This is a genomic window from Peribacillus sp. FSL K6-1552, from assembly GCF_038005205.1.
Classification (GTDB): Bacteria; Bacillota; Bacilli; order Bacillales; family DSM-1321; genus Peribacillus; species Peribacillus butanolivorans.
Genome location: NZ_JBBOST010000001.1, coordinates 2,975,353 through 2,988,231 on the forward strand (window position 1 = coordinate 2,975,353; position 12,879 = coordinate 2,988,231).

The 12,879-nt window shown below is 34.6% G+C and carries 14 protein-coding genes; 4 read left to right on the forward strand and 10 right to left on the reverse strand.

Annotated elements, in window-relative coordinates:
* Positions 1 to 2: 2 nt before the first annotated feature.
* Complete coding sequence (locus NST21_RS14355) at positions 3 to 332, reverse strand: PTS fructose transporter subunit IIB (RefSeq protein ID WP_057215642.1); 330 nt, start codon at positions 330 to 332, stop codon at positions 3 to 5.
* A gap of 80 nt (positions 333 to 412) precedes the next feature.
* Entirely contained in the window at positions 413 to 877 is a 465-nt protein-coding gene (locus NST21_RS14360) for a PTS sugar transporter subunit IIA (protein WP_057215640.1), read from the reverse strand.
* Between the two features lie 670 nt (positions 878 to 1,547).
* Between NST21_RS14360 and NST21_RS14365 the strand changes: the two genes are divergently transcribed.
* Together NST21_RS14365 and NST21_RS14370 are read left to right on the forward strand one after the other, a co-directional pair.
* Positions 1,548 to 3,509 (forward strand): BglG family transcription antiterminator, encoded by a 1,962-nt coding sequence (locus NST21_RS14365; RefSeq protein ID WP_340889764.1) that lies wholly within the window; start codon positions 1,548 to 1,550, stop codon positions 3,507 to 3,509.
* A gap of 362 nt (positions 3,510 to 3,871) precedes the next feature.
* Positions 3,872 to 4,378: a D-lyxose/D-mannose family sugar isomerase gene (locus tag NST21_RS14370; RefSeq protein WP_057215634.1), complete on the forward strand. Its 507-nt coding sequence runs from the start codon at positions 3,872 to 3,874 to the stop codon at positions 4,376 to 4,378.
* Between the two features lie 398 nt (positions 4,379 to 4,776).
* On the opposite strand, the gene NST21_RS14380 is transcribed toward NST21_RS14370, so the two are convergent.
* The 4 genes from NST21_RS14380 to cdaS all read right to left on the reverse strand — a co-directional run bounded on the left by NST21_RS14380 (position 4,777) and on the right by cdaS (position 8,300).
* Entirely contained in the window at positions 4,777 to 5,835 is a 1,059-nt protein-coding gene (locus NST21_RS14380; RefSeq protein ID WP_340889766.1) for an LLM class flavin-dependent oxidoreductase, read from the reverse strand.
* Between the two features lie 17 nt (positions 5,836 to 5,852).
* On the reverse strand, positions 5,853 to 6,794 hold the full coding sequence (locus tag NST21_RS14385; RefSeq protein WP_340889768.1) for a ring-cleaving dioxygenase: 942 nt from the start codon (positions 6,792 to 6,794) through the stop codon (positions 5,853 to 5,855).
* Positions 6,795 to 6,845: 51 nt separating this feature from the next.
* Positions 6,846 to 7,289, reverse strand: coding sequence for a MarR family winged helix-turn-helix transcriptional regulator (locus tag NST21_RS14390; protein ID WP_340889769.1), 444 nt, complete (start codon positions 7,287 to 7,289; stop codon positions 6,846 to 6,848).
* Positions 7,290 to 7,679: 390 nt separating this feature from the next.
* Positions 7,680 to 8,300 (reverse strand): sporulation-specific diadenylate cyclase CdaS, encoded by a 621-nt coding sequence (gene cdaS, locus NST21_RS14395; RefSeq protein WP_340889770.1) that lies wholly within the window; start codon positions 8,298 to 8,300, stop codon positions 7,680 to 7,682.
* A gap of 317 nt (positions 8,301 to 8,617) precedes the next feature.
* Here cdaS and NST21_RS14400 point away from each other — a divergent pair, with 317 nt between their 5' ends.
* Positions 8,618 to 8,938 (forward strand): 2Fe-2S iron-sulfur cluster-binding protein, encoded by a 321-nt coding sequence (locus NST21_RS14400; RefSeq protein WP_056522869.1) that lies wholly within the window; start codon positions 8,618 to 8,620, stop codon positions 8,936 to 8,938.
* Positions 8,939 to 9,189: 251 nt separating this feature from the next.
* Here NST21_RS14400 and NST21_RS14405 read toward each other — a convergent pair whose 3' ends face one another.
* Together NST21_RS14405 and NST21_RS14410 are read right to left on the reverse strand one after the other, a co-directional pair.
* Positions 9,190 to 9,753 carry an MOSC domain-containing protein gene (locus tag NST21_RS14405; protein ID WP_340889772.1) on the reverse strand — a complete coding sequence of 188 codons (564 nt, stop codon included), beginning with the start codon at positions 9,751 to 9,753 and terminating at the stop codon, positions 9,190 to 9,192.
* A gap of 208 nt (positions 9,754 to 9,961) precedes the next feature.
* Positions 9,962 to 10,840 carry an AraC family transcriptional regulator gene (locus NST21_RS14410; protein ID WP_340889773.1) on the reverse strand — a complete coding sequence of 293 codons (879 nt, stop codon included), beginning with the start codon at positions 10,838 to 10,840 and terminating at the stop codon, positions 9,962 to 9,964.
* Positions 10,841 to 10,941: 101 nt separating this feature from the next.
* Here NST21_RS14410 and NST21_RS14415 point away from each other — a divergent pair, with 101 nt between their 5' ends.
* Positions 10,942 to 11,847: a DMT family transporter gene (locus tag NST21_RS14415; protein WP_340889775.1), complete on the forward strand. Its 906-nt coding sequence runs from the start codon at positions 10,942 to 10,944 to the stop codon at positions 11,845 to 11,847.
* A gap of 130 nt (positions 11,848 to 11,977) precedes the next feature.
* Here NST21_RS14415 and NST21_RS14420 read toward each other — a convergent pair whose 3' ends face one another.
* On the reverse strand, positions 11,978 to 12,244 hold the full coding sequence (locus tag NST21_RS14420) for an NAD(P)-dependent oxidoreductase (RefSeq protein ID WP_445670520.1): 267 nt from the start codon (positions 12,242 to 12,244) through the stop codon (positions 11,978 to 11,980).
* Between the two features lie 152 nt (positions 12,245 to 12,396).
* On the reverse strand, positions 12,397 to 12,774 hold the full coding sequence (locus NST21_RS14425) for a VOC family protein (RefSeq protein ID WP_340889776.1): 378 nt from the start codon (positions 12,772 to 12,774) through the stop codon (positions 12,397 to 12,399).
* Between the last annotated feature and the right edge of the window lie 105 nt (positions 12,775 to 12,879).

Sequence of the window (12,879 nt, forward strand, 5' to 3'; positions counted from 1 at the left end):
GATCAACCTCCTAATATTGGTGAAACACCCAATGATTGTTCTACTTTTTCTATAAATTTAATTGGTGATTTAATGACTGTTTCTGTTTTAACTCTGATAATTGGCTTGCCTTTAAATCGTTCTTCACCACCGATTTTAATATCTACTGCCAAAATTACAACATCAGCAGTAGCAATGTCTTCTTTTGTCAACTTATTTTCTGTACCGATCGTCCCTTGAGTTTCAACTTTGACTTCATGCCCACGAGCTTTCGCCCCTCTAATTAATTTCTCCTTGGCAATATACGTGTGTGCAACCCCTGCTGTACATGCAGCAACCCCAACAATTTTCATCATAAATCCCTCCAACTATTTTTTGTCATAGAAATGAACTTAATTTGAATGGTCTGCTGACCCGATATATCATCTAATCGTTAGGAAATACTTTCTCTGTTAGCAAATAAATTCATAATATTAGCTGGTTCTTGCTCAGTTAACAAACGTTCAATAATTTCCTCGTCAGCAAGTGTACTAGCTACTTGAGACAACAACTTGATGTGAGTCGTATTCTGATCAACAAGCCTTACCGAAAATAGAATTATACAGTGAACAGGTTTACCATCTAACGTTTCCCATTCAATGGCATTTTCAGTACGTCCAATAGCCAAAGATGTTTTTAATACGGCTGCTGATTTACCATGAGGAATTGCAATATGATTTTCTAATCCTGTTTGTCCTTCCGCCTCTCTTAAATAGACATCTTTTATAAATTCTTCTTTTGAAGATAAAGCTCCGTCTTTTTCTAATAATTCGGCAAGTTCCCATATCGCTTCATCTTTTGTTTTCGCTTTAAGGTTTAAATCAATTAGTTTTTCATTAATAATTTTAGTAATGTCCATTGTAAATTCTCCTTTTTATCATTTATATAATTTAATGCTGTTTCAACTCTAACAACTCTAATGTTTGAATTCTTTTTCTGGAACACAATCATTTAGGTCCAAAAGAAAATTTAATAGTTGATCTCTCGTATATAAAGCGCTTTCATTAAGAGGTGCCCCCCCTTTCTTATACTCAAATCATAGCATCATCTAAAATATTGGAACATACTAAAATATGTCCGCATCATTCAAGACATATTAATACACTAAAGAGTCCATAACACATCTAGACACAATTAAAGAAACTAGTAGATACTGTATCAAAGTATCTCATGTAAAATGAATTCAAGTTTGTAATACTCTCACTTGAATTCAACTGACTTTTTCACACCAATAGATATTCTTTTCTAGACTGATTGTATCTTTATGTAAAAAATCTCTATATTTCTTGCACCAGAATCAATCCATACATATAATTATATAAGTCTTACTTGGTTACTCGGCATAAACCTACTTAGATTATGGGCGATCAAACGGATACTCAGAACCTCTTGGATTCTCTTACAAGGGTTCTACATCGATTTATATAGTATAATAAAATGTCTTTAATGATGTGGACACAGTTTGTTATTCTTCAAGTTTATTAGGACTGGTATTATTTGTTGTAAGGAAGGACAGGAGGCGCTCTTTAATGAAAGCGTTACCATATAGAAATAGGAAAATATTAGATTATTTGATTAGTAAGAAAGAATATGTTCCAGTAAAAGAAATCGCTAAACAAATGCAATTATCAGAAAAAACTATATACAGAGATCTAAAACTACTCGAAGAAGATTTAAAAGAAAGAAATATCCATTTGAAGAAACGACCTGGCGTAGGTATTTCGCTAGTTTTAACAGATGATCAAATACTAAAACTTAGCGAAGAAATTTCTTTTTTGAATAAAAGAGACCTTTGTAGCCTTTCAGTGGAGTCAAGAAGAATGAAAATTTTAACGAATTTACTATATGATTCTCCTCAAGAGACTTCTATCAACAAACTTTCTGAAGCCTATTTTATCAGTAGTACTTCCATTGTAAATGATTTAAAGGTCATTGAAGAATGGATACAACCTTTTAACCTGACGTTGGAAAAGAACAACAATGGTACTCGATTGATCGGACGCGAGGGAGATATACGTAAAGCAATGGTATATCTCATAAATGAATTGATTAATGAAGAACCAAAAATAGAAAAAGAAATCGAATCCAGAATTGAAAAAGCAACATTAAGTGAATTAGTCAATCAATTTGGTCATAAAAATGTCGAGATAATTAAACAGATTTTAGAAGAAACAGAATCTCGTTTAGGATATTTAATTGGAGATCCCTATTACATTAACATGTTAACTCATTTACTAATTTGTATTAAACGTCTGAAAAAAGGCAAAATCGTTTACCAAGAAGATGTACCTTACAATATATCAATAACCGATCAAAAAATTTACTCCATATCAAAAGAAATGGCAGAACAAATTACGAAACTGTTTGAGTTAACATTACCTGAAGAAGAGATTTATTTTATTTATCAATATCTTATTTCTTCTGGCGTGTGCATTACATCATTGAATCTTGAAACCACGAATTTATTAAATAAAGCAAATTTAGACTCGAGAATTATAGCCAAGGAATTAATCCAAACAGTTTCCAATATAATAAAACTGGATTTGACAGATGATCGTCAGCTTTATGAAGGATTAATCATTCATTTAAAGCCAATGCTGAATCGAGTAAAGTACCAAATTTCCATTAAGAATCCTCTTTTAGATGAGCTCTACAAAGAATACTCTTCCGTTTTTGTATTAGTAAGACTTGGAATGCTACCCATTATGCAAGTTCATAAATTAAATTATATTAGTCAGGATGAAATTAGTTACTTATTGGTCCATTTTCAAGCAGCTATTGAACAAAAAATCAAAAAAATACGAGTAATCTTAGTTTGTTCAACAGGAATAGGAACTTCTCATTTGTTAAAGAACCGTATAAACCGTTCGTTTCCTGAATGGGAGATTGTTGATGTTATATCGGCAAGCTGGCTGGACCGTTTTTCGAACTTAGATGACATTGATTTAATTATTTCAACGGTTAAACTTCAACAAAATAGCCTTCCTGTCGCATATGTATCGACTTTACTCAATGATGCAGATGTGAAGCATATTAAGGAGAAATTTGTTGAAGATGGAATAACAAAAGAGACTAGAACTCTGTCATTCCCCCTTTTAAAAAAACACTTACATCCAAGTTACATATTGATTCAACCAAAAAGATTAGAAAACGAACACTCCTTTGAAGAGATGCTAGCTAAAATGATAGATGGAACTACATCTTATAAGGGATTTATTGAAAAAAAAATTGTTTCAGAAACTAAAGTAAACAATCAATTTTCCGTTTTTCTTATAGATCAAAAAGTAGTTAATGAAACGGCTGTCGGTATCAATATCATAAAGGGTGTCACTCCAACTGATTCAAAATTAGAAATTGTTATCGCTTTTAAAGATCGGCTGTCATTAAATGAACTATTAACTGAAGTGTTTTCTTTATCCATTCATAAAGTAGTATTTGAAAGAATTATACAGGCAGGCACCCTTTCTGAATTAGAACAGATATTAATTTGAAAAGATTGAAAGGATAATTCTTAATGCATATGATCAACGAAACCCCAATAAATTCATCTCAAAGCCAAAACAAAAGATGAGGTATAACGGAACGTTAAAAACCCAAATATACTTTACCCTGAATATATTATTGAAGCTAGCAAAGCCATTAATTATAAAATGCTGCTTTTTATTTCATCGAAAAAGTAGAATTATCCCACTCTTAACGTGTACTAAGACCCCCACCTCAAGATTTCAGGGGTGCGAAGAAAATAGGTAGGGGACAACTTGTTCATAAGGTCCGATTATTGGTTCAACTAACCATTAGTGTGGGATGAAGCCCCCACTGTGAGGAAGTCCTACTTTATATGGAGGGTTAAGAAATGAAAAAAGTCGAATCTCAAGTGTCATCTTATATTAATAAGTTGGGTATCGTACTGAATGAAGTGGAAAAAGCAAACATAGAAGTAACAGATTTTGGCTTAGGCAACATTTATGAAGAAGGATTACAACTAATAGTCTATATAAATAATGAGCGCTATTGTGCTAAAGAATTAGTTATGCTACCCAATCAGACCTGCCCTGAGCATCGTCATCCACGAAGGGTGAACGGTGAAGATGGAAAACAAGAAACATTCAGATGTCGTTCGGGGATGGTATACCTATATGTGGAAGGAAAAGGTAGAATTTCAACAACTCTTCCGGCAAAACACGCTGAATACTACACAGCTCAAAGGGAGATTATTCTCTATCCAGGTGACCAATACACTATCCCTACTGATACAAACCATTGGTTTAAAGCCGGACCTGAAGGAGCTATCATATCGGAATTCTCATCAAATAGCGATGATAGTAGTGATATCTTTACAAATCCGAATATTGTTAGATAGTATTAAAAATGGCAGCAAGTCTTTTACTTTGACTTGTTGCCATCACTTTTCAATTTACAATCTCTTTTATACAACTTGCTTATCATTTTTCAGGTTTAGTTTTTAGCTTAAAACAGTATTATACATGATTAAACTACATATTTCCCCCTGTACTTCTGTAAGGAGGAAAAAAATGCTTAATGGTGGAATAGAGCAGTTGGTACAAAATTTGTTTGTACCGATGGAGACGAGGATGGAAAAATCATTTATTGTTTATTCCCAATAATTCCGTCCATCACTAAACTTTCTACATTGGGATATTTCTCACTTGCTAATTTCATTGTATAATCCATTGCTGTTCGTGTCTTAGATCCCACATTAGAACCTGAAATTCATACAATTTTCATCCTAACCACACCTTATTTCACAGCAGTATGTTTCTTAATCGCTGGTATAATTTCTGTTGCAATCAACTCAATATTTTTCGCAATCTTGTCGAATGGCACGCCGCCAAAATCGATTTGTGCCATAAAGCGCTGTTGCCCAAATAATTCGTGTTGGTAAAGCATTTTTTCAATAATTTGTTGTGGGCTTCCAATCATTAACGCATCACGATAATCTGTAGATTGGGCAAACTGTTGTTTTGGATAGCCGCCACCACGCAATGCCTGCATACCAGAATTAGCATGTGGATAGTACTCACGAATTGCATCCTGTGAATTTTTCGCTGTATAAAATAAACTTGTTGTTGCGATTGGTAAAGTAGCTGGATCAATACTACTACGCTCTGCTGCTTCACGATACGCATCAACCGAAACCTTAAAGTTGATAGCAGGACCACCTAGAGTTGTCAGCATCATTGGTACTCCTGCATATCCAGCCTTAATCGCACTAGCAGGCGGGCCACCTACTGCACGCCAAATTGGCAAATGGCCATTTTTAGGCTGCGGTAAAATGGATGAATTTTTCAATGGTGCACGGAATTGTCCTTCCCAGGTTACTTTTTCCTCATTATTTAACTTCAAAAGAAGCTCCAATTTTTCTTCAAATAATTCTTCATAATCATGTACATCATAGCCAAGTAAACTATATGCCCCTACACGTGAACCACGACCAGCGACAATTTCAGCTCGACCTTTTGAAATTAAATCAATTGTGGCAAAATCTTCATACACACGAACAGGATCGGATGTACTTAACACCGTTGCTGAGCTAGCAATTTTAATATTTTTTGTTGCCTGTGCGATAGCCCCTAAAATGACAGTATGTGCCTGTGTTGTAAAATACGTTTGATGACTTTCACCGACAGCAAATACATCAAGTCCTGCCTCGTCAGCTAGCTTACTTGCCTCAATTAATTCTTGAATACGCTGTTCAGCACTAATCATTGAGCCTGTATGTGGATTAAGTAAATGATCCCCAATCGAATATAAACCGAATTCAATTCCCTTATTTGTATTAATACGATATTGTTCCACATTTACACTCTCCTTTATTAATCAAGTGGTACTAGCTTTACTTCTATTTCTGCACGTTTTTCTTCTAAAAATGGTGGTAAATCTAATTTTATTCCTAACGCTTCGACTGTTGAATCTACAGTGAAGCCAGGACCATCTGTCGCGATTTCAATTAAAATGCCGTTAGATTCACGGAAATATAAGCTTTTAAAGTAAAAACGATCAACAATCCCTGTTGATTGGAAGCCACGTTCTTTAATGACCTCTTCCCAATAGCTCAACTCGTCTTCGTTTTTAACACGAATTGCTAAGTGATGAATACTTCCTCTTCCGGGCTTCTCACTTGGTCCTTCTTGCTGTTTGATTACAATCTCTCCAAATACCTGTCCAGCAATAGACTGATAAATAGCCTCTTTATTAGTATGAGAAACCTCTACATAGCCAAACATATCCTTTAATGTTTTCGCTAAGCTTTCTAGGTAGCGCACTGTTATTTCGATTGTGCCCATTCCCAAAATACGATGCTTTTGCTCGATAACTGAATCTTCCCATTCAGACCAATGTTTAGGTAATTCAGCACCGTTATTATTCAATAAAATCATTCGTAAGCCTTCTGTATCTTCAAAATGTAAAGCATCTCGGCCAGCATACATTGTAATGTCACCATGCTTTACATCTAATAGATCAAAGCGATTTTTCCAAAATACTAGACTTTCAAATGACGGGACAAGCAAACCAATTTGTGTGATTGCATTTGTGCCACGAGTTGTTCTTCCTGCAATGGGCATTTCGAAAAATGACAGCTCTGTTCCTGCACTACCTGTTAAATCTCCATAGAATAAATGATACATACTAGGGTCGTCTTGATTAACAGTCTTTTTTACTCTGCGTAGTCCTAGTACTTTTTGATAAAATTCATTATTAATTTTTGCGTTTTTTGTAATCATCGAAATATGATGATGTCCAGAAATTGTATACATCGTTATTCCTCCTTGTATAACTTGACTAGTCAAATGATAATGTAAAAAAAATTACTTTGGCGGTAATTCTTTTTTTTGGCTATGTTTATGAACACGTGTCATTAGTGTATATAGTATTTGTTGTTCTTCTTCATTTAAAACATCGTCAAAAAATGACGATTGAAATGCCAGTTGTTCAGGCATTACTTGATCTAAAATAGCTTCAGTTTTCGCTGAGAGGTTAATCGTTTTTGTTTTCCAGTCTTGTTTACGTACAATATAACCTTCTTTTTCGAGACGTGAGAGCATACGTGAAATACCACCTTGCGTAACCGTCACTTTTTCGGCTAACTCCATTTGCGTGAGTGGCTGATAAATGCGAATTTGCATGAGTACATCAAATTGAGCAGTCGTTAATTCAAATCGTTTTAAAAATTCATTCGACATCTGGTTACTTTGGTTCGTAAAACGCATTAAACGTAGCCAGATTAAAGAGCCTATCGTATTATTACGCATTTCAGTTCACTCCCACCGTTAAAGATAACATCACTTTACTACTCAATTGATAAAATAGCAAGAAATAAAACTTATAAAGTTTTTACATTACCTTTATTACATTGCAACAAATCCCATAAAAAAAGAGTGAATTTATCACTCCCTCTACTTACTGCTATTTTTTTATATCTTATTTACTTCTTTAATCGTTTCATAGTACTATTCTTCCATAGATCCTGAACCATCTGTTGAAAACTCAAGGAGAGGTTGTCTCATTTTGCATTAGAACAAAATCATTGTCTATCCCCCGGGAGTGGCTCCAATTACATCTACTAACTTTTTGTGTAATACGCAGACTTTGGAGGTCTAGAAGCCCAATCCAAAGAGATTTTCGAAACAGAAAATCAATTTCTATATAGACCCATGATTAGTAATTGGGTACAGGTTCCCATTTAAGGCAAATGAAACTCTACCTGTTTCCTCAGATACTACCAGTACAAGAGCATCACTTCGTTCAGTTAAACCTAAAGCAGCACGATGGCGTGTTCCAAGTTTTTTACCCCCTGATGATCTGTCTGAAAGTGGAAGGACATTTGCTGCGGAATCAATATGATTAAGAGTAACCAGTACAGCACCATCATGTAGTGGATTTCCAGGGAAAAAAATTGATTCCAATAAAGAATGGGTTAATTCTGCTCCAATTGAAATTCCTGGTTGAATCAAAGAATCAAGAGAATCTTCCCGTTGAATCACAATTAAGCCACCATGTCTCAGATTCGACATATTTTGTACACAAATTGATAATTCGGGATATTTGTCCGTAAACGGAGACAAATAACAGTTTAAATAAAAAGTTGCAGCTTTCATGTCAATGTAGACAAAATTTTCTTTGATTTTTTCAAAATTTCCAAGAAGACAATAGTTTTCATTATCCATTGCTTCTAAGTTATTCTGTAATTCAGTTATTACTTGGCGAATATCCTCTTTTAATATTTGTTTCATTGGTGAAAAATCGCAATTACCATTATTCACAGACACGCACCTCCCTTCTATTTTTTCACTCTCTTTTTTGCGATAATCATCATTGAACGCAAAAAGTTCAATCTAGATTTTTATATTATTTATATCGGTTTACATCTTGTTCAATCTAGATTTATTAATGTACTTAAAGTTTGTCTTCAAGAGAGTTATTATTCATTAATGAAAGCAAAACGAGTTTTCCATTTCTTCATTCATCTTTTACATCAATCAGGAATGACTTTACATTTTTTTATGTCATAAGGGCAAGGTAAGACAATAAATATGTTAAAAACCAATTGGAAGATATTATATATATGAGGTGGTATAAAATGCCTTACGTAACTGTATTTGACCAAGGAACTTTTGAAGTTGAAATGGGTAAAAAGTTAGTATTAGCTCTAGAAGATAACGACATTAATATTCTCCATCGATGTGGAGGGAAAGCAAAATGTACGACTTGCAGAGTAGAAATATTGGCAGGTGATTTTTTTGAGGTAACACATAAAGAAAAAAAGGCTTTTGAGGAAAAAGGAATGGAAGATCATTTGCGTTTATCCTGTCAAATTTTCGTCAATGGAGACATAACCATTCGACCGATCATGACTGTAGAAAACTCTCGAATAGACGCTGGACCAAGGCCAGCTGACTAAATTTGAACAATACTTTATTCAGTGACCCATTCTAACATCATAACATCAAAATATAAGCTGCAGCCGATTCGTGATCAGTAGCAGCTGGAAGATATGAAATAGAGGCTGAAGCACCATTAATTAAACAATACTCAGGACTATCGGCAGTTAAATAAGGGTTTAAAGTTCTGCTGTCGTTCCGGGGATAGAATGGATAATAATCTTATATTCTTAAATACTTTTCGAACAAAAAAGAGGTTCAAATGAAAACATTATACCCTTTCAAGAGGTCTATAAGGTAAAGGTGGTAATTGAATTCTAACCTGGTCTCCGGGGTGAACCTCACCACTTTCCAAAACTATGCTCATTATTCCTGCTTTCCGTATCAATTTCCCCTGCTTATCTCGGTCTAAAACTGCTTTCATAAGTCCTGGTTTAAATTGATCTATTTGGATACATGGATTTCGTAAGCCTGTTACTTTAATAACTCCTGTTTCCCCAATATATAGAACCGTATCCCTAGGTAATTCAAGTAGATCGATACCTTGTGTGGTGATATTTTCACCCATTTGTCCAGCTGTAACATTAAAGCTATCTTTCAACTCATCTAATAATTCTGAGTGGATTAGATGAACTTGTCGCAGGTTAGGTTGATTTGGGTTACTTGCTACACGTGAACGATGCTTAACTGTTTTACCTAAATGGGCATCTCCTTCGACTCCCAAACCTTTCAACAGTTTTATACTACTGCAATTTTCCTTACTAAATGTGTGTTTATCACTTTTACTTACAGCTATTACTATTCCACTAGCCGAGCCAATTTTTTCATAATTCATTTTCATTCAACTCCTCATAATACTTATATTTGACATATTTATTAAAGTATCCTGCCCTGTTTGTTGAAGATTAAGGGAATTAGTATCCTAGTTCACTTTATGGCACTTTTGCGCAATAAAAAAAGGATCTTCAATCCGAAGATCCTTTTTTACTGCTGCTTCAATGAAACCAATTATCTCTTTAGATGAAGCAACTTGCCAAAAGGCTTTAAATTTTTTTTTCAACTTGGCGAAATTGATTCGGAGTCATGCCAAATGCTGCTTTAAACTTTTCGATAAAATAGCTAGTACTTAAAAAACCTACTTCTAAAGAGATTTCTGTAATAGAACTTGTTGTTCTAACTAAAAGCTCTTTACTTCTATCTAATCGGTAAGACAATAAATACTGAAAAGGTGTTCGGCCCAGATGCTTTTTAAAAAGTCGATTGGTTTCAGCTCTACTTAAATAAGCAACATTTGCGACATCATCTAGTGTGATTTTACTTCCAAAATGATGATGCATATATCGCAATATTTCTTTTACTCTTGGATCGTAAACTACTTTTTTCTGCCCATGATTAGGTACGATGTTCGTGACCAGACGCTCAATACAGAAAAGGTACTGTTGTGTAATCACTAATTCACATCCAAATGATTTGTTCTCATACGCGACAAATCCTTTTTTGATTGCTTCCATAATTTCACTTTGCCAATTGATACTTGGTGAAAAAGGGATAAAAGGAACTTTTTCATTTTGAATAAGGAACCCTATATACTTCTTTTCAATATACGAACTGGCTATATGCACACCTACATTCCAACAAATATAACCTCCCTCACATGAATCGGCATGTGCTTCATGAATTACTCCTGAATTAATAAAAATCCCTTCTCCTTCATTTAAATTAATTTCTTCACCATGAATTTGAAAGCATACATGACCACCTGTTACAACGACAAACTGTAGCTCCTCATGCCAATGAAGTGGAATATAGCCAACAATATTTTTCCGAATATTAGTATGATAGAAAATGACTGGCCATTGTGGGTCTTTGTATTGTACAAGTTCTTGGTACTGTGAATTAATAGAAATGTTGTAGATTTGCACTTAATCACCTCAATATTCTTATATTTTTAGAGATTAATTCGCTATTTATACATCTAAATATTCTATATATTGATTATATCTTAATATTGATAGGTGATTATATGAATAAACAAAATCGTTTAATAGGAATTTTCTTTGTCATTTTTGGAGCTAGTTTTTGGGGAGTTGGTGGGACAGTCGCGCAGCATCTTTTTCAATCTGGTAATATCGATGTGGATTGGTTTGTGACAACACGACTCTTAATCGGGGGAATTCTCTTACTTAGTAGCCAATTAGTGAGCAGTAATCGTAAGCATCTTTTTCAAATTTGGAGGGAGCCGACCAGTCGGAATCGGTTAATCACCTTCAGTCTGTTCGGCATGTTACTTGTTCAATATTCTTACATGGCTTCCATCGCTCTCGGCAATGCTGCAGTAGCTACATTGCTACAATACTTAGCACCGATTTTTATTATTTTTTATTTCATTGTAAAGGGGATTCAAAAATTAACACGTTCCGATCTTTTGGCCATTAGTTTGACACTCCTTGGTACTTTTTTATTATTAACCAATGGATCCTTTAATAATTTATCTGTACCCTTTTCAGCTGTTATATGGGGCGTAATTTCAGGACTATCATTAGCTTTTTACACACTCTATGCACGTTCGTTATTGGAGTCCTTTTCATCCGTTATTGTTGTTGGTTGGGCTATGTTACTTGCCGGAATTATGATGAATTTTGTACATCCTATTTGGGCAATCCAAGCTACAAATTGGTCAGCTTCCATTTATATAGCGTTAGGGTTTACAATCCTCTTTGGCACAGCACTCGCTTTTTGGATGTTTATCAAAAGCTTAGAATACTTAACTGCGAAGGAAACGACTTTACTTGGCACAGTTGAGCCTTTAACAGCTGTTGTCAGTAGTATTCTTTGGCTGCAGTTACCATTTGGAACTTGGCAGATTGTTGGTGGATTCCTTATTTTAGTATTAGTTGTTTATCTATCACTACAAAACAAGAAAAAATAGTCGCTGGTTAAATATAAAAAAATCCAAAACACAACTGTGTAGCTGATTAAAAGCTTTCACAGGGTTACTCATTTTTTTCCAGACATAGAACCCCGGCAAATTACCGGGGCTCTTTTTTATAAATAAAGCATTATGATTTCTTCTTATCCCACTCAGCAGCCGTTCCGCCAATTTCTTCGGGGTATTTCGAAAAGGCATCATTTGTACTTCCAGCCATATGCGATGTGATTGTCACATTGTCGAGTTGCAAGAATGGACTGTTGTCCCCCAATGGCTCATGGTCAAAGGTGTCGATAGCTGCTCCTGCAATTTCATTATTTTGCAACGCTTGAATGAGATCGTCTTCCTTAATGAGGCCGGACCTCGCTGTATTAACGATTATAGCCGTGTCCTTCATTTGTTGGAAGTGCTGGTCCTAGGCTGGCTACTATTATTAACGTAAAGCACCCGTTTAAGAAGGCCAATTACTTTATTGTCTTTCAACATCAGAACGACTAAAAATAGTTTTCTTAGTCGTTTTGATGTTTATTTCTTCTTTAGTTTTGTGATTTACTTTTTTTCCATAATCGCAAAGTAATTTTCTTCATTATCAGCAAAGTTAAATACTCTACCAAAAGGCATACTTACAAGTTCTCCGACTGTGATATTTTTATCCGAAAAGTCTTTATATAATTTATCGAGATTTTCCGAGTAAAACATTAACGACGGTGTATTAAGATTCAATTCAGGCTGCATTTTTGCAATTAATTCTTTATTGTGGAGAATGATACTCGTTTCTGCTTCCTTAGTAGGAGCAATTTCAATCCATCTCATTTGGCCGTTATCTTCTTCAGAAACTACGATAAACCCTACTTTTTCTGTCCAGAATTTCAATGTCTCATCTTGGTTATTTACATATAACATAATTTGACCGACTTTATTAATCATTTACTTCTCTCCATTTCTGCTAGTTAGGTTAATATTGATATTTTTTTCGTTTGAGCATTATACTTTTGTTTTTAAGCAGTATAACTACTTAGTTATTATACCAAA